This is a genomic window from Candidatus Binataceae bacterium (assembly GCA_035294265.1).
GTDB lineage: Bacteria > Desulfobacterota > Binatia > Binatales > Binataceae > DATGLK01.
The window spans coordinates 17365-36020 of record DATGLK010000015.1 but is presented as its reverse complement, the minus strand read 5'-3'; the positions used below and the strand labels follow the sequence as shown (position 1 = coordinate 36020).

Annotated in this window: 11 protein-coding genes; 6 read left to right on the top strand and 5 right to left on the bottom strand. The window is 62.0% G+C overall.

Annotation, left to right across the window (positions count from 1 at the left end; genetic code table 11):
* Window positions 1-297, top strand: a 297-nt coding sequence (locus VKV28_02745; protein HLH75702.1) for a hypothetical protein, incomplete at its 5' end; no start/stop codon positions are given.
* A 103-nt stretch (window positions 298-400) separates the two neighbouring features.
* Window positions 401-1510, top strand: coding sequence for an HlyD family secretion protein (locus VKV28_02740; protein ID HLH75701.1), 1110 nt, complete (start codon window positions 401-403; stop codon window positions 1508-1510).
* A gap of 97 nt (window positions 1511-1607) precedes the next feature.
* On the opposite strand, the gene VKV28_02735 is transcribed toward VKV28_02740, so the two are convergent.
* A complete protein-coding gene (locus VKV28_02735) occupies window positions 1608-1871 on the bottom strand; it encodes a hypothetical protein (protein ID HLH75700.1) in 264 nt (87 codons plus the stop codon).
* Window positions 1872-2139: 268 nt separating this feature from the next.
* On the opposite strand from VKV28_02735, the gene VKV28_02730 reads away from it, so the two are divergent.
* On the top strand, window positions 2140-3213 hold the full coding sequence (locus tag VKV28_02730; GenBank protein HLH75699.1) for a phosphotransferase: 1074 nt from the start codon (window positions 2140-2142) through the stop codon (window positions 3211-3213).
* Window positions 3214-3463: 250 nt separating this feature from the next.
* On the opposite strand, the gene acnA is transcribed toward VKV28_02730, so the two are convergent.
* Genes acnA through VKV28_02715 form a run of 3 tightly spaced genes read right to left on the bottom strand, consistent with a single transcriptional unit; the run spans window position 3464 to window position 11186 of the window.
* Window positions 3464-6220, bottom strand: coding sequence for an aconitate hydratase AcnA (acnA, locus tag VKV28_02725; protein ID HLH75698.1), 2757 nt, complete (start codon window positions 6218-6220; stop codon window positions 3464-3466).
* Window positions 6221-6257: 37 nt separating this feature from the next.
* Window positions 6258-10733, bottom strand: coding sequence for a DEAD/DEAH box helicase (locus tag VKV28_02720; protein ID HLH75697.1), 4476 nt, complete (start codon window positions 10731-10733; stop codon window positions 6258-6260).
* Window positions 10734-10781: 48 nt separating this feature from the next.
* Window positions 10782-11186, bottom strand: coding sequence for a heme-binding protein (locus VKV28_02715; protein HLH75696.1), 405 nt, complete (start codon window positions 11184-11186; stop codon window positions 10782-10784).
* A 195-nt stretch (window positions 11187-11381) separates the two neighbouring features.
* On the opposite strand from VKV28_02715, the gene VKV28_02710 reads away from it, so the two are divergent.
* The 3 genes from VKV28_02710 to VKV28_02700 all read left to right on the top strand — a co-directional run bounded on the left by VKV28_02710 (window position 11382) and on the right by VKV28_02700 (window position 17051).
* Window positions 11382-12614 (top strand): dienelactone hydrolase family protein, encoded by a 1233-nt coding sequence (locus tag VKV28_02710; protein HLH75695.1) that lies wholly within the window; start codon window positions 11382-11384, stop codon window positions 12612-12614.
* Between the two features lie 192 nt (window positions 12615-12806).
* Window positions 12807-13679 (top strand): aldo/keto reductase, encoded by an 873-nt coding sequence (locus VKV28_02705; protein HLH75694.1) that lies wholly within the window; start codon window positions 12807-12809, stop codon window positions 13677-13679.
* A gap of 483 nt (window positions 13680-14162) precedes the next feature.
* The gene (locus VKV28_02700) at window positions 14163-17051 is read left to right on the top strand and encodes an Ig-like domain-containing protein (GenBank protein ID HLH75693.1); all 2889 of its coding nucleotides are present in this window, start codon (window positions 14163-14165) and stop codon (window positions 17049-17051) included.
* 83 nt (window positions 17052-17134) lie between these two features.
* Here VKV28_02700 and gcvPB read toward each other — a convergent pair whose 3' ends face one another.
* A complete protein-coding gene (gene gcvPB, locus VKV28_02695) occupies window positions 17135-18655 on the bottom strand; it encodes an aminomethyl-transferring glycine dehydrogenase subunit GcvPB (protein ID HLH75692.1) in 1521 nt (506 codons plus the stop codon).
* Window position 18656 lies beyond the last annotated feature (1 nt).

Here is an 18656-nt window from a genome sequence, read left to right as displayed (position 1 = left end):
GGCCAGACCCTCTCCGCCATCGCGCCGCCGCCTGAATGCGACGCCCGCTTCTACGTCAATGCGCCTGCCGGCGACTATTACCAAAGCCTGGTGGAAAGCAACAATAACGCTTACCAGAATGCGACCATCGCCCCTTCGCTTTACCTGGTGGGGCAGGCGCGTGGTCAGATCGACGGCGTGTTCGTGAAGACCACCAATTATACCCTCAAGCCGATGGTCATAGACCTGATGATCAATGGTCAGCTCAAAGAGACCCAAGTTGGAACCTCGATCAGCCTGGTTTCGCAATGCCCGTGAGGCCGGCGCCACGCGGGTACGCTATCGCCTGATATCACGCCGTGGGGCATAGTAAGCGACAGTCTGCCTAAAGCACCGCTGGCTTGATGGCGGATTGTCGGGAATGCAGCGAATTTCAATTAAGCGTGTAGTTTTGGTCGCGGTCATTATCGCCGTGATAATAGTGGGCTTCCGCCCGGCTCTGCGTTACTACCGCTTTGAAATGAGTCACGTCTCAACCGACGACGCCTACGTCGACGGCCAGGTGGTGCTGATCTCCTCGCGCATCAATGGCACTGTCAAAAGCGTTTTTATCGACGACAATTGGATCGTTAAACGGGGCGACCCGCTGGTTCTCCTCGACGACAAAAAATACGCGGTGGCGGTGGAACAGGCGCGGGCGCAATTGGCACGTGCCCGCCTGCTGGTCGACGAGCAGTTCGCCCAATTGACCGAGGCTGGGGCCGCGGTGCGGCTGGCGCGCGCCCAAATCTATCAGACCAAGCGCGATTACGAACGCGCCAAGGCCTTGTTGGCCACCGGAGTGATCTCGCAACAATCCTACGATCAGGCTCTGACCGCTTACCGCGCAGCCCAAGCCGAACTGGCCCTGGCGCAACAGGGCGTGGTCCGCGCGCGCGCCACCTTGGGCGGCGACGTAGCCGATCATGCCCGTTACGACCTGCCGGTGGTCAAACAGGCCGAAGCCGAGCTCAAAACTGCCATGCTCAATCTCTCCTACACCAAAATCAATGCTCCATTGGGGGGGGTAATCACCCGCAAGAACGTCGACCCCGGCAACCGGGTGGAAGCCGGTGAGCCGCTGCTGGCGATTGTGCCGGTGGACAGCTTGTACGTGACCGCCAATTTCAAGGAAAACCAATTGACCTATGTGCGGGTAGGGCAACCGGTCGCCGTTAGCGCCGACATCTACCCCGGATTCACCTTCGAGGGCCGGGTCGATTCCATCGCGCTTGGCACCGGTGCCGCCTTCTCACTGCTGCCACCCGAAAATGCCACTGGCAACTGGGTCAAGGTCGTGCAGCGGGTACCGGTCAAGATCGTCTTCGATAAGCCGGCTCCCCCCGATAAGCAATTGCGCCTGGGCCTGTCGGTGGAAGCTGCCATCGATATCAGCAATACGCACGGACCGCTGATTTCCTCGTTGATGCAAAAAAAATTACAAGAGGGCGGTGGTCAGCATCCCACCATTCCCGAGTCTCCCGCCCCCTAAACAACCTGTCCTCCAACAGCATAAGTTCCAAGCGAGCGCGGAACTCCCAACGCGAATTTCATGACGCCCCACATGTGGCTGGCGAGCGCCTTCCCGGCTAGCGGGCGCGGCGTGGGCGACGCATCAGGGACAGCACCAAGGGCGGCGTAGGCACGCGACGTTTTTCGCGCCGATCCAAAAGCGCAACTAGCAGCGGCACCAGGCCGGGACCGAGCAGCCACAATGGCGCCAAAACCGCCAAATCATAATTCCCGTGCGCACTGTAGCTCAGGCTCATCACCACCCCCGCGATCAATGCGGCGGCGGCTATCACCAAGGCCATCGGCAGCAGCAACCGCACCTTGAGCTTTGCGCGCGCCATCGTCGCCCTCGGTCGCAACCGCCGGCGCGCGGCTTCAATCGCGACCACCGTGGATCTCTTGCTTCTAACCTTGCTCGCAAGCGCCTTCATCGGCAGACACCGCACATTTGTGAAGTCTAGCGCCGCGCTTTGTAAGCGGCCATCAAAACCCGCCTTACCCCCCTGGTTGCAGATCCGGCGTGACTTTCAACGACGCGCCAGATGAACACAAATAGTCACGAGTTTGACTTGAACCGGCTCGCTTCGCCGCCTAACCTCCTGAGTCGCGATGGAGCAGGAAACTAACCTGGCCAATGGCTTGGCCGAATATCTCGGCCTGCGGCCGGTAGAATTCAGCCTCCTGGCTGGTGGCTGGGAGACCATCATCTACCAGTTCAGCCTGCCCGCCGGTGCTCACCATGATGCCCTCCCCGCCAGCCAGCCCCTGGTCCTGCGCTGCTACCAAGGCGCGCTTGCGCTTCGCAAGGGCGCGCGCGAATACGCCGCGCTCAAGGCCCTGAGCGCGGCTGGCTTCCCCGTCCCCTGCCCTTATTTGTGCGAGCTGGATCCGCGGCCGTTGGGCACCCCCTTTCTCATAATGGCGCGGTTGAGCGGCTCGCCCATGCTTGGTGCGACAAGCTTCCTGCACGCCGCGTACGGCTTCTCGGCGGCTTTCATCCCTTTCGTACGTGCCCACGTCCGGCTCCATCGGCTGGCAACCGCGCCGTTGGGCTTGGCCGAGGGGGCGCCGATGCTGGCAAGCGTGCAATCGCCAACCTCCTCTTTGCTGGAGCGCGTCCTGCAAACCATTGAGCAGCGCGCCACTATCGGTCCGCTACCCGATCTGACACCGGTCCTGCACCTGGCGCGGGCCGGCGCCGGCGCCTTCTCTGCCACCACCCCCGCGCTACTCCATCTCGATTACCATCCCCTCAATGTGATTGCCCAGGGACGGCATCTGCGCGGAGTTCTGGATTGGGTCTCCTACGATTTCGGCGATCGTCATCTTGATGTGGCAACCACCTCGACCATCCTATGGACTACCGCGATGGCTGATCCACGATGGCTGCGCGACAACCCCGCCGGCAACTTCCTGCGTCGGCTCTACTACGGCCTGTACCTGGCGCTGTACCACGCGATGGCACCGATGGATCTGCCCCGCTTACGCTATTATCAGGGAGTGTCGGCACTGCTGCGGCTCTCTACGATGGGCATGATGCGCCGGCGCGGCGCCGACAGTGTCGGTTATCGTGGCGAAGCTCTGGCCGAGATCAACAACGCCGTGGTGCGGCTGTTATGCCGCTTCGCTAGCCGCCGATGCCAAGTGACACTGACGCCCGCTTGTATAAGTCCGACGGTTTAGAGCCACGTTGAAGTTTTGGCCCCCTCGGCGAAAGGGATGGAAGGGGAAGCATTTTGGACCACAGCCGTCGCGCCTGAGGCCTTGGGCATAAGGCACAAGCTGGGAGTGCTCGCTGGCGAAATTGCTTTGCAAGTGCCACGCGGGCAGGGGCATACCCAGCAAGCTCGGTCGCCATGGCACTTGGCGGCGCGCCACCCAACCCACCTATCGGCGAGGCGGGCCGGGTGGCCGCAAATAGAAGATCTCGCCCTTACGCAATCAGCTCGCGTAGGACGTAGGGCAAAATCCCACCCTGGCGGATGTACTCGACTTCCTCGGGTGTATCCACCCGTGCCAGCACTTCGAATTCCTTCCGCTTGCCGTCTTCTTCGGCCACCACCTTGAGTTTTTGTCCAGGTTTGACCGCGGCTACACCCGCGATGGAGTAGCTCTCGCGACCAGTCAGCCCCAGGCTCTCACGTCCCTGCCCAGGCATGAATTGCAGCGCCAGCACACCCATCTGAACCAGGTTGCTGCGATGGATACGTTCGTAGCTCTCGGCGATCACCGCCTTCACTCCCAGTAACTGCGGTCCCTTGGCAGCCCAGTCGCGGGAGGAGCCCGAACCGTATTCCTTACCCGCGATCAGCAACAAAGGCACCCCTTCCTTGATGTACTGCTGCGAGACGTCATAGATCGAGCCTTGGGCCCCGTCGGGCAGATGGACGGTGTAGCCGCCTTCGACTCCGGGCACGAGCAGGTTGCGCAGGCGGATGTTGGCAAACGTCCCGCGCACCATCACTTCATGATTTCCCCGGCGCGCGCCGTAGGTGTTGAAGTCGCGCACCGCCACGCCATGGTCAATCAGATATCTGCCCGCCGGGCTATCGGCCTCAATCGTGCCGGCGGGAGAGATATGATCCGTGGTCACGCTATGACCCAACAGAGCCAGAACCCGCGCGCCGCGAATATCGCTCAGCGGCGTTGGCTTGGGGCCGATCCCATCGAAGAATGGCGGCGCCTTGACGTAGGTTGAATCCGCCTGCCAGGCAAATAATTCGCCCGTTGGTACCGCTAGCCCCCGCCATTGCTCGTCGCCCTCGAAGACGTGGGCATACTCCTGGCGAAACATCGCGGAGTCGATTGCCCCCGCCATCGCTTGGCGGATCTCATCGGCGCTGGGCCAGATATCCTTGAGATAGACTGGCTCGCCGTCCTTGCCCACGCCCAGCGGCTGGGTGGCAGGGTCCCAATCCAGCGTTCCGGCCAGCGCGTAGGCCACCACCAGCGGGGGCGAAGCCAGGTAGTTGAAGCGGACCACCGGATTGATCCGCCCCTCGAAGTTGCGATTGCCGCTGAGCACCGCGCAGGTGACCAGATGATGCTGTGCCACCGCCGCGGCCAGCCCTTCGGCTACTGGACCGCTGTTGCCAATGCAGGTGGTGCAGCCGTAGCCGACCACGTGGTAGCGAAGCTGCTCCAAATAGGGCAACAGCCCGGCTCGCTTGAGATACTGAGTGACCACTTTAGAGCCCGGCGCCAAGCTGGTCTTGACCCATGGGCGAGTGGAAAGTCCGCGCTCCACTGCCTTCTTGGCCAGTAGTCCAGCCCCCAGCAAAACCGAGGGATTGGAGGTATTGGTACAACTAGTGATGGCCGCGATTAGCACCGAGCCGTGGCCGACTTCAACTTCGCCTTCATCGGCCCGCGCCTTGACCCGGCGGGTTAGGTGCTCCAATTCGGCGACGGGAATGGGCTCCTCTGCCACGCCCGGCTGGCCCCCTTCGGCCACCCAGCGTGCCGCGTTTTGCGCGTTGATAGAACTGTTGGACTGGACGATCTCCTTGACCAGTTGGGCACGGTAATCGCGCCTGGCCTCGCGCAAGGCCACCCGGTCCTGCGGCCGCCGCGGCCCCGAGATACTAGCCTCGACGGTGCTCAAATCCAGCTCCAAGTGATCGCTGAACACCGGCACCGGCGCCTCGGGTGTGTAGAATAGCCCCTGCTCCTTGGTATAGGCCTCGACCAGTTTGATCTGCTGCTCGGAGCGCCCGGTCAGGCGCAGATAGTCTAGGGTCTGTTGATCTACCGGGAAAAAGCCGATCGTCGCCCCATATTCGGGCGACATGTTGCCCAAGGTGGCGCGATCGGCGATCGGCAAGGTGGCAATACCGGGGCCGTAATACTCGACGAACTTGCCTACTACGCCGCGCGCCCGCAGCATCTGGACCACCGTCAGCACCAGATCAGTGGCGGTGGCGCCAGGTGCCAACTCGCCGAACAGCCGCACGCCCACTACTTCGGGAATCAGCATCGGCACCGAGCGCCCCAACATCGCGGCCTCGGCCTCGATTCCGCCCACGCCCCAACCCACGACGCCCAAGCCGTTGATCATCGGGGTGTGCGAGTCGGTCCCAACCACGGTGTCGGGATAAGCCTCGCCGGCAGGCGAGACGAAAACCACCGCGGCCAGGTGCTCGAGGTTGACCTGGTGGACGATCCCAGTATCGGGCGGAACCACACGCAGATTGTCAAAGGCGGCCTGCCCCCAGCGCAAAAACAGGTAGCGCTCTTTGTTGCGCGCAAACTCTAACTGGGCATTGCGCAAAAGCGCGGTGGAGCTGCCGAAATAATCGACCTGCACTGAGTGATCAATCACCAGATCGACGCGCTGGATCGGATTGACCCGAGCGGCTTGACCGCCTAAACGCCGCACCGCGTCGCGCATGGCGGCCAGATCGGCCACCACCGGGATGCCGGTGAAATCCTGCAGCAGGACCCGCGCCGGCATGAAGGAGATCTCGCGCTCGGCGGGCTTGGGAGTCCAACCCGCTACCGCCTTGACCTGCTCGGCGGTCACGTTGACCCCATCCTCGCGCCGCAGGACGTTCTCGACCATGACCCGAATCGAGTAGGGCAGCCGGCTCAAGTCGAAGCCTTGTCGGTTCAAGGCGTCGAGCCGATAAATGGTATAGCGCTGTCCCTCGACTACTAGCGGCGCACGCGCGCCAAAACTGTCCTTAGTCATTAGCTCCAATCCTCGTGCAGTTGGACGGAAGAAAACGTTAGGATAGCGCGGATCGACGCGTCAACAAACGGTTGCCGCTCACGCCGCCGGCGCGCGCCGGTAGCGGCCCCGGCAGACCGTCATAAACTAGCGCCCGGCCGTCGGAATGGAAACCTTCAGCCGCAAGCGCCACCACCGCCGGCGATTGCAACGCAGGCTGGCCGTCGATTCGTTCCAGCCTAAGGCGCGGGCGCAGGCGGATGATTGCCGTTAGCGCGAGCGCCAGTTGTTCGGGCTCAATCTCGCGCAGCAGGCGCAACTCGCGGCCGGCTAAGCCGAGCAGCGGCTGGCCTGCCGCGAAGACCAGTACGTTGTCTGCCTCGCGCGCCACGCCGCATCCCGCCAGCGCCGCTCCGAACGGATTAGCGGGGTCCGAAGCGGCCAGTGCGACCGGCGCCTGCCTACGATCGTGGCTTTCATCGCTGCGTGCGCTTTCCAGCATCGCGACCGCCTCAACCAAGGCGTACTGTTCGCCGGAGAGCGAACGAACGAAATAGCCGGCGCGAATTTGGCCCGCATACTCAAGCCGGCGCAGTTCAGTGCGCAAATCCGACCATGACGGCCCATCCTCGCAACTTGCAATCTCGCGCGAGATCAGGCCGTAACGGCGCAGTAGCCGCAAGGCGTGCTCGCCAATCGAGCCGCTGGAGGCACCATTCCCAACCGCCAGCGCCGTCCAGCGGCCGCCCAGGCCGGCGCGCAGACGGGCCCGTACGCCGGCATCGAAGCGACTCACGCGCCGGCCTGCCTCGGCTTCCAACGCACGCCCCGGGCGGGCGCCACTAGCCAGCAGCCGCAAGGGCGCGAAGGCATCGTTGCTGGCGAAACCTGCCGCCGCCAGCCGCCACAATGCGCGCAGCGTGTCCCGCTCGGAGAGATCGGCGCGCTGCGCAATTTGATCCAGGTACTGGGCACCTGCGCTTCGCAACCCCTCTAATACCGCGCGCTCCTTGGGATCGTCAGGCATCGCGACAGGCGCGCAGGGCAGGGCTCGGCGAGGCAGGAACTTGATCGCCCGCGGCCATCCCCCATCGCCCCCGGGCTCGGCTAGCCAGACATACTCACCGCCGAGACAAAGCAGATCCAGGTACTCGGGACGATAGTCGGGGATGCGTGCGGGTAGAATCGCGCTCTCCCACAACGCAGGCGCGAAGGCGAGCCCCGCCATCTGCTCCAGCACCGACTCCACCGCCTCCGCACCCGACGGCAATCCTGCGCCGCCGATGTGATGCCAGCGTAGGCAAAACGCGACGTATTCGCGATCGTCGCAAGGCTGGGCCCGAGCGCGCAGACCTTCCAACGTCAAGCGATGGATCCGCTCCAGATTAGAGCGCTCGCACCAGTTCTCGCCGCCGGCGCCAAAACGGCCGCGGAAAACACCGCCACCGGCCTCCAGCGCGAGTAAATAGCGCTCGGTTTCGGCGACGGAAAACCCTGCTGCTCGCGCCAGCGTTTCGCTGGCGATCGGACCGCTGCATTGAAGCGTGCGGCACACCAATTCGCGCCGTGCCTGCTCGCAAGCTAGCTCTCCCGCCGCTTCTCTGGCGCTATCGTAAGCCGCCTCGAATAGCGCGCGATCTTCGCTTGCGATCAATACCGGCGCCACCCGATGACGCAGCGAGCGCTCGATTAGGCGGCCGGCTGCGAGCAGCGCTGCCACCATTACGCTGGCATCGCCGGTCACGCGCGGACCGAGCTCGGCCCGATCCAAGGCCCCATGGGCGCGAATCATCTCGTGCAGCTCATCGCGATCGCGCGCCTGGCAACCGGCGGCTAAATGGCCTGCTTCAGCAGCCACCTGCTCGAGCGCCGCGGGCAGCAGCATCTCGCCCACGTCCTCGGTGCGCAGCACCTCAGCCGCTACCGCCCGATTCATCTGCACCGTGCGGCTGCGCCGGTTGGCACGCTCGCCATCGTCGAGGAACGAATAATCGGTAGCCAGCAGCAGACGCTGGGCAAAGACCGAAGGCGCCAACGAATCAACCGCGACGGTGCGTACCCGCCCCTGCGCGATCCCCTCGAGCAGCTCGGTCAAGCCGGCCAGGTCGGTGGATTCCTGACAGGCTTCGAACAAAGCCTCGGTAAGCAGATAGTGGTCTGGAATTTCGATGTCGGGCGGACGATTGTCCAGGCAGGCCTGCTGGGCGGGAAACAGCTCGGTGATCAGTTCCTGAGCCCGCAGCCGGGTCAAGTAGGGCGGCACTTTGCGTCCCTTGTCGTTGCGTATCAGGGCCAATGCGCGATTGGCGACATGGCGCAAGCGCAGCTCGAACATCGGACCGGCCAGCACCGCCTGAGTCAAAGCCATACGCACATTGGCCGGCGTCAGCAGATGGAAAATTTCCTCCAGCGGAAAACTGTGGCGCGAGTTAAGCGCCAGCAAAATCCCGTCGTCGGTGGCCGAGGCCTGGATTTCGAAATCGAATGACTGGCATAGCCGCTTGCGCAGAGCCAAGCCAAAGCCGCGATTAAGTCTCATCCCGAGCGGCGAATGCAGGACTATCTGGGTCCCCCCCAGACCGTCGAAGAAGCGCTCGGCCACCAAGGTTTGCCGGTCGGGAAGAACACCCAGCGCGCCCTTCCCTCGCCGCACATAATCGACGGCTTGGGCTGCGGCCCGCTGCTCCATCGCGCATTCATCGATCAGAAAGCGTATCGCCGCCGCTGGTTCATTCAGGCGACAAGCGATCTCGCCCCGCAACTTGATCAGCGCATCCGACAGCGCCGCGCTACGCCCGGCGGCTTCGGTCTGCCAGAACGGCAACGTCGGCGCCATCCCGGGCGCCACCTCAACCATCAAGCGGCCGCGCGAGATGCCGTTTATCCGCCATGGCATTGAACCCAACGCGAAGATATCGCCGCGGGTCGCCTCCTGGGCAAAATCCTCCTCGACGTCACCCACCCGATGCTGGCTGGATTCGATCACCACGTCGTAGTTGCCGACCTCGGCGATCGTGCCGGCGTTGGTAATCGCAATCAGCCGCGCGCCCCGGCGTGGGCGCACCAAGCCGGCCTGGCAATCATAGAAGATGCGCGGTCCGGCACCTTTGATGCGCGCACGCGAAGGTCGCGCCATTTGCTCCAGCAGCGCATGTAATTGGGAGCGCTCCAGATCGCGGAAATTGTAGGCGCCGCGCAGCAAGGCCAGCAGTTCCCCCTCACTGATCTCGCCCTCTTCGGCCGCGATCGCTACAATCTGCTGGGCCGCGACATCAAGACTGGCAGGCGGAATCTCGATTACCTCCAAACGCCCCTCGCCAATCGCAAGGACCGCGGCCGCGCATTCGATCAAATCGTCCAGCGTCAACGCGAACAAACGTCCCTTTGGGGTCTGCCCCAGAGCGTGGCCAGCACGGCCGATGCGCTGGATCGCGGCAGCGATCGACTTTGGAGAATCGACCTGGCAAACCAGATCTACCGCCCCCACGTCAATTCCCAATTCCAGCGAGGAGGTAGAGACAATCGCTCGCAATTCGCCGCGCTTGAGCCGCTGCTCGGCGGCGAAGCGCTGGGCCCGCGCCAAGCTGCCGTGATGGGCCAGCACGGCCTCGGAGCCCAGACGCTGTTGCAGGGCCAGCGCCAACCGTTCGGCCCAGCGCCGGCTCAGGGTAAAGACCAAGGTGGTGCGATGCTGCCCGATCAGCTCGGCGATACGGTCATACATCGCTTCCCAATGCTGATGGGTGGCGATCGGACCGAGTTCTGGTCCCGGCGCAAGCACCTGTAAATCCAGCCGGCGGGCCTGCTGATCGGTGCGCACGATTCGGCATGGCCGCGCTTGCCGCCGCCCCTGAAGTTCGTAGGTGCCACTTAGAAAATTTGCCAGTTCTTCGATCGGATTGAGTGTCGCCGACAACCCGATTCGGACCGGCGGGCTGCCACCGCGGCTGGTTACCAGCCGTTCCAGCCGCTCCAGGCTTAACGCCAGATGGGCACCGCGCTTGTTAGCCGCAACCGCGTGCAATTCATCGATAATTATCCAACGCACCGCCGCCAGCTTCTCGCGAAAGCGGCTGGAGGTGAGCAGTATAAAGAGCGATTCAGGGGTGGTTACCAGCAGATGGGGTGGATGGCGCAGCATTGCGCCACGCTGGCCGGCGGGTGTATCGCCGGTGCGCAAACCGACCGTGATAGGAACCAGCCGCTGGCCGCGCAGATTCGCCAACTCGTGCACTTCCGCCAGCGGCCGTTGCAAGTTAAGCCGGACGTCATTGGCCAGGGCCTTGAGGGGCGAAACGTAAAGGACCGAAACTTCTTCGCGCAGCGCCTCCGTGCAGGCTTGCCCGATCAGATGATCCAGCGCCCATAAAAACGCGGCCAGAGTCTTGCCGCTGCCTGTGGGTGCGCACAGCAGGGTGTTGTGACCGGCGCCGATAGCCGGCCAGCCGCGCTCCTGGATTGGCGTGGGCGCGCCGAAGCGAGCACTGAACCAATCGCGCAGAAGCGGCTGGAATGCGTCCAGGGAAGAGACCATCGGCCACAGTTTAGCCCGCTGCAAGCCGCAGCCGATACCCCTTGGAAGCTAACCCACCAGGGCGGCCGCGCCGGCGCTTGCGATTTGAGCATCCTGCGCCGATTGAACGCCCGAGGCCCCGATCGCTCCCACGCATTCGTTGTCCACCATCAGCGGAATGCCCCCTTCCACCGGGGTCACCCCGGGCAGCGCGAGCAGACCATGCCGGCCACTGTTAAGGGTCTCTTCCATCGCCTTGGTAGGACGGCGAAAAAGGGCTGCCGTACGCGCCTTTTCCTGAGAAATCAGCGCACTAGGCTTGGCCGCGCCATCCATCCGCTCCAGATACAGAAGATGGGCGCCATCATCGACGATCGCGATACTGACGTTCCAATTATTTTTTTTGGCTTCGGCTACCGCAGCGGCCGCCACGCGGCGCGCGTCTTCGATTGAGAGCGCACGTTTGGTGAACATCGGGCTGATACCTCGTCAATGGTGAGCTGTGCAAATGTGATCGGACCGGTGGACAGGCCGGTCATCCTGTATTTGCCACAACCCTGTCCCGCGCACCAGCGCTGACCGCCGCTGTGGGTGCTTTCAAAATTGCGCCTTGCTATAGGATAACCCAACCGCGCCAGCTCTGGGCGCCGCTTCCGTAGGAGGAATTCAATGGCGAAAACGGTTTCAGTCACGACGGCCGATGGCGGCCGGATGGACGCTTATCTGGCCCTACCCGAAAGCGGCAGCGGTCCGGGCCTGGTGCTGCTCCAGGAAGTCTTCGGGGTCTCGCCGTACTTACGCGAGGTAGCCGACCTCTACGCCGCCGAAGGCTATGTCACTATCGCGCCCGATCTGTACTGGCGCTTGGAGCGCAACGTTTCGCTGGGTTCTTCGGAGGCCGAACTCAAGCGCGCTTTTGAGCTAAGCAACCGCTTCGACCTCGACCAGGGTATTCGAGACGTGGGCGATACCTTGCGGACCCTGCGGGCGATGGCGCAATGCACGGGAAAAGTGGGCGCGGTGGGCTTCTGTCTAGGCGGCAAGCTGGCCTATTTGACCGCAGCGCGCCATCCAGTAGACGCCATGGTCAGCTACTACGGCGTAGGAATTGAAAGCCATCTGGCCGAAGCCGACGCGCTTCGCTGCCCGGCCCTCTTCCACTTCGCCGGTCAGGACCGTTACGTGCCGCCGGCCGCCTGCGAGGCGATTGTCGCGGCCTTCAAAGGGAACGATCAGGCCCAGTTTCGCACCTATCCCGACGCCGGCCATGGCTTCAACAATCCCACCCGCCCGGCCTATGACCGTTTCTGCTCGCTGCTGGCCCATTCCCATACCCTGGGCCTGCTGCGCCAGGCAATCGGACCTCGCTACGACTTGAGCGCGCTATGGGAGCGGCATGCCGACTTCGAGTTCAAGTATCACGACCCCGAGGCCACGATGAAGACCATGGTCGCCGAACCCTACGTCAATCATGTCCCGGTGATGACCGGCGGAGTGGGGCAGCGCGAACTCCACCGCTTCTACAAGTACCATTTTATACCCGGGCTACCTGCCGATACTAAGATCGTCCCGGTCTCGCGCACCGTTGGTCCCGACCGAGTAGTGGACGAATTACTCTTTTGCTTCACCCATGACAAGGAAATTGACTTCATGCTGCCCGGTATTCCACCCACTGGCAAATATGTTGAAATCCCCACCGTCGCCATAATCCAGTTCCGTGGCGACAAGCTGGTTCACGAGCATATCCACTGGGACCAGGCCACGGCGCTGGTACAATTGGGGCTGCTCGATCCCGCCAAGCTACCAGTGGTAGGACGCGAAGCTGCCGAAAAGATCCGCGACGAAACCCGCCCCTCCAACGCTTTGATGCGCCATTGGCGTGACAGTCAAGGGCGCGACTGAGCTGTTGTTTGCCAGCGTAGCCAGCGGCCGCCCGGCCGCTGGCTACGTAACCCTCTCGTTTTTTTGACCACGCCGCTCTACTTCCCATGCGATACTAGACCGGTAGTCAAAGCAGACTTACCATGAGAAAAGGAAAGCGCGCGACAAGCGGGGTCTGCCGGAACCACCCGATTACATAACCAGGAAAAAGCCATGTCGGAAAACAAAGCAGCAGGAAACAATACAGCGTCGATTTCCACGAACTTTCGCTTGGGAGGTGACCTGGACATCCTAAGATTGGGATTTGGCGCGATGCGGATAACCGGCGCCGGTATCTGGGGCCCGCCGCGTGATTTGGAAGCAGCCAAACGCCTGTTACGCCAGGTGGTCGCATCGGGAGTTAACTTCATCGATACTGCCGATTCCTACGGTCCGGCAGTGTCCGAAGAGTTAATCGCCGAAGCGCTCCATCCCTATCCCTCCGGTTTGGTAATCGCAACCAAAGGCGGAATGTTGCGCCCCGGTCCAGGGCAATGGACCCCCGACGGACGGCCCGCACATCTCAAGCGGGTATGCGAAGAGAGCCTGCGCCGCTTGCGTTTAGGTCGGATTGATCTCTACCAACTCCATCGACCCGATCCCAACGTCCCTTTGCTCGAGTCCGTGGGCGCGTTGGTGGAGTTGCAGGCCGCTGGCAAGATCCGCCATATCGGCCTGTCCAACGTCTCTCAAGAGCAATTGGCCCAGGCCCAGTCGATCGCGAAGGTGGTTTCGGTACAAAACCCTTACAACCTGACCAACCGTGGCCACGAAGAGGTGATGCGAGCTTGCGCCAAGCAGGGGCTGGCTTTCCTGCCCTATTTTCCTCTCGCTGTCGGCAACCTTGCACGAGCCGGTGGCAATTTGCAGACCATCGCCGCTCGCCATCATGCCACCCCAGGTCAAGTCGCACTGGCCTGGCTGTTACACCATTCCCCCACCATCATCCCCATTCCCGGAACCTCTTCGCCAGCTCATTTCGAAGAAAACTTTGGCGCCCTCCGCGTATCGCTGACATCCGAAGAGATGGCGCAAATCGCAGCCTAAAAGGTGCCACTCCCCCTCGATGTCAGCTCATATCTGCTTCCATTGCTACGCGCGTAAGCCGCCACACCCACGTCTGGTCGGTGGTGCGGTTGCGCGGCCAAGGAGGCCTTCACGCAGTTGTATTTTTTAGACTTGCGAACCCAGCCCTTTGGTTTCCCCTCGGACAACATTCGGGTCTCCTGACGTTACCGTGCTCGCACTTGGACCGCTTGAGCGTGGCCTACGAAACACTTGCGGCTTGCCCACGCCGTAAACTGGCCTTGCGGGCAAACGTAAAGTGTTAGACGGGGTTAAGCACAATGGAAAGAAGGAAACCTAGGAAAAGGGTTATACCAAATGACCTTTTCAAGAGGTTGAATTTACCAACCTTTCATCTTCCTGCGGCTCTTTTCTTTTCCAGCGATGGTTCGCTCGCTCGCCTAGCCTGAGTACCTCGCCCTACCGGCGACGCCTTAAGCGTCACCGGGCAAACGAGGAAAACTAATGGCGACTAGGCGAAAAGCCTGTCAATTGCGCCGAATTGTTTCCCATGCCAGCCCTTTCGCGGCCCGCATCGGGCGATGGCTGATATTTCTGTTGATACTGGGGAGCGTAAGCCTTGCCAACGCCAATGTCGCGGGAATCTACACACAGTTAGGCAATAATCAGCGCGTGGGCTGGAACCAGGACGAAACCCAGTTAACGGTTTCCAACGTCGCCGCTGGTTTCAGCTCGCTATTTACGCAAACCCTCGACGGCGTCAGCTATGGACAACCGTTGTACGTCGCCGATGTCAATATCGCCGGCACGGTTCACAACGTCATATATGTAGCGACCGAGTTGAACTCGGTTTATGCCTTTGACGCCGATACCAGTCAGCCCGCGCTATGGCATGTCAATCTGACGCCCTCGGGAGAAACTCAGGAAACCTCCGCGGACACCGGCAGCAACAAGATCCCGGTGATCGGGATCACAGCAACCCCGGTGATCGATCCAGCCACCAACACCATCTACGTGGTTACCACCAGCAAAACGACCACTTCTCCCGTAGTTTTTTATCATCGGCTCCATGCGTTGGACATCACCAGCGGCGCAGAGCGCGCCAATAGTCCGGTAGAGATAACTGGTCTATATCCGGGGACCGGTGGGGTGCAGGACGGCAACGGCAACGAGGTTTTTACGCCTGAATCACAGTTCAGTCGCACAGCCCTGTTGTTGGTCAATGGCGAAGTTTACGTGGCATTCGGCGGTTATGAGGACCAACACTGCTATCAAGGTTGGATAATGAGCTACGACAAGACCACCTTGGTGCAGAACAACGTGATCAGCACCTCGCCCAACTTGGCTTGCGGTCAGGATACCGGCGCTGGCTTCTGGACCTCTGGCCTGGGGTTGGCGGCCGATTCCACCTCGATCTACGCCTCTACGAGCAATTCGCTGTACGATGGCGCCGGCGATTACGGCGACACCACGCTTAAGCTGGGCTTCGATCTGTCGCTTACCGATTATTTCACTCCGTGTAATCAAGCATTTTTGGACAGCAACGATGTCGATCTGGGATCGGGTGGTGTGCTGCTGATCCCGGGAACATCGTTGGCGGCGCTGGCGGGAAAGGAAGGCACGATCTACCTGCTAAATACGGGAGATATGGGCCAGTATACGCCTCCGCCCGCTGGCTTTACCGATACTACCACTGCCTGCACCGATAACGTGGTTCAGAAATTGTGGCGGGTCCTGGGACAAGCGCCCACCACTACCGACAATCGTGACGCGGCCTACGGGATCGCGGGCTACTACCAGGATGGAGCTAGCAATACCTATCTGTACTGGGCCGGCAGCAGCGACCATTTGAAAGCTTATACCCTGCAAAACTCTGCGATGTCCTTTGACGGCGTCAACCAGACCGCAACCCAGTTTCCCAGCGGCGGAACCATCCCGGTGGTTTCCTCGAATGGCACAGCAGCGGGCAGCGCGATCCTCTGGGCGATCCAACGGCCCAATCCACCGGGAAATGCGCTGCTGGAGGCGTACGATGCCACTGACCTGACCCATCAAATCGTGACCGATCTGCAGGTAACCAACTGGACCACCCCCAGCTTTCCTTTCCTGATTCCCACCATAGCCAACGGCAAGGTGTATACCGGCGGCGGCGTCCCCGGCGCGGGCCAACTGACTGTCTTTGGCCTGTCCAGCCCGACGCCGACGCCAACTGCAACCCCGACCACCACGCCGCTGCCTACCGCGACGCCGGGAATCGTTACGATCGTCTCACCGACCAACGGCGCTACCGTCTCCGGGACGATTTCGATCGTAGTCAGCGAGCCCAGTCCGCCCCCCGGCTCCTGGGTCAACATCCATGTCGACGGCAACTACCTGGCCTCTTCGCCGCCCCTGACCTTCAGTTGGAACACCACCAGCGTGGGCAACGGTCAACATACCATCGACGCCCAGGTCAAGAATTCCAGCGGCCAGCTCTTCATCACCTCGATCACGGTCACCGTCAACAATAATGGTGCCTCCCCAACCCCCACCGCCACCACGACGGCGACCGGAACCCCAACGTCGACGCCGACCGCGACCCCGACCAGCACAATGACCGCCACAGCAACTCCGACGGCAACCGCCACTGCGAGTGTCACGGTAACCGCAACGCCCACCGTTACGGTCAGCGTGACGCCGACTACCGCGCCAACCGCAACTCCGGTTCCGACCGCAACGCCGGCAATCGTTACGATCACCGCGCCGGCCAATGGTGCAACCGTATCGGGGAGCATTTCGATCGTGGTCAGCGAACCCAGTCCGCCCCCCGGCTCCTGGGTCAACATCCATATCGACGGTAACTACCTGGCCTCTTCGCCGCCCCTGACTTTCACTTGGGACACGACTAGCGTGGCCAACGGCCAACATACCATCGACGCCCAGGTCAAGAATTCCAGCGGCCAGCTCTACATCACCTCGATCACCGTCACTGTTGACAATCAGGGGGCGACTCCGACAGCCACCGCCACTCAGGCGGCGACGCCCACACCTACCGCCACCACGATGGCGACCGCGACCCCGACCCTGGCTCCGACCGCCACACCCACCGGCACAGAGGCGATCACCGCGACTCCAACTTCAACCGCGACCCCCGCGATTGTCACCATTACCTCGCCGGCTAATGGCGCCACGGTGGTGGGAACGATCTCGATCGTCGTCAGCGAACCCAGTCCGCCCGCGGGCTCGTGGGTCAATATTCACATCGACGGCAATTATCTTGCCTCTTCGCCGCCACTGACATTCAGTTGGAACACTACCAGCGTGCCCGACGGCCAACACACCATCGACGCCCAGGTCAAGAATTCCAGTGGCCAACTCTACATCACCTCGATCACCGTCACAGTGGCCAACTGAACAAGCCAAACAATGACGCATGGAATGGAGCTGGCACGCATGGAGATGGCACCGATGAGGAGATGAAAGGCACGCCGCGAAGTTTATTGGCGACCTGCTAACGGGCCGAATCTATCGGAATTATCGCGTCCGCGCAGGGGCGTGGCCTGCCAGCGCAAATTTGGATGGCGCGCCGCTTCGACTTCGTCTACCCGGCTCACGGGCAAATGATGGGGCGCCTTCTTGGCCAATGAGGGTTGTTGCAGCGCTTCGTCGTAAACCTGTTCCATCGCGGCGATGAAGCGATCCAAGGTCTCGCGACTTTCGCTTTCCGTAGGCTCTATCATCAGGGCGCCGGCCACGGTAAGCGGGAAATAGATAGTCGGGGGATGAATCCCGAAGTCCAACAGCCGCTTGGCGATATCAAGCGTGCTGACGTCCACCTTGCCCTCTAGGTCGTGGGTCAGCACGCATTCATGCATCGAAGGCTCCGGCGAGGCGCTGCGATAGCGCATCAGCCGCTTGCGCACGTAGTTGGCGTTTAGAATTGCGATTCGGCTGGCCAGAGCGCAACCGTCCCCGCCCATCGCCAGGATGTAAGCGTAGGCCCGCGCCAAAATGGCAAAGTTGCCGTGGAAGGCGCGCAAGCGGCCGATCGAATCGGGCCGATTGGGGTCGATTTCCAAACTACCCGCCGCATTTCGCATCAGCCGTGGATGGGGCAAAAAGGGCTCCAGATGGCGCTTGACGGCCAAGGGTCCGGCCCCGGGCCCGCCGCCTCCGTGCGGGGTGGAAAAAGTTTTATGCAAATTGATATGTGCCAGATCCGCGCCCATGTCTCCCGGCTTGGCCACGCCCAACAAAGCGTTGAGATTGGCACCATCCAGATATAACAGTGCGCCGCGCTCGTGCAGGGCTTGCGCAATTGCCACGATCTCGGGCTCGAAAATTCCCTCGGTGTTGGGATTGGTCACCATCAGGGCGGCAACCTCATCGCTGAGCAGGCGGCGGACCTCCTCTACCTCCAAAAAGCCGCGCGCGTTGGAACGCGCGACCACAGTTTCGAATCCCGCCAGGCTGCAGCTTGCCGGATTAGTCCCGTGCGCGGTATCGGGAATGATCACTTTTCGGCGCGCCGCCCCCTGCTTGGCAAACCAGGCTCGCACGATCAGCAAACCCGCCAACTCGCCTTGCGCCCCGGCGGCGGGATGCAGCGACACGGCGTCCATCCCACTGATCTCAGCCAACGCCGCCTCCAGTTGCGCCATCAGTTCGAGCGCGCCCTGAGCCAACTCGGCCGGGGTGTGGGGATGGAGCGCGGAGAAGCCAGGCAGCGCAGCCAGCTCGTCGTCGAGCACGGGATTGTACTTCATGGTGCACGATCCGAGCGGGTAGAACTGGAGCGCCTGGCTGAAGTTGAGCTGGGATAGCCGCAAGAAATGGCGCAGCGCCTGCGGCTCGCTGACTTCGGGAAAACCCTCGATGTCCTCACGGCACAGCGCCTCGCCCAAAAGCTCGCGCGCATGAGCCAGGCTGCGCTCGCCATCGCTCAAATCGACACCGCGCCGCCCGGGCACCGATTCCTCGAAAATAAGCGCCACCTGGCGCTGGATGTCGTAAGCCATC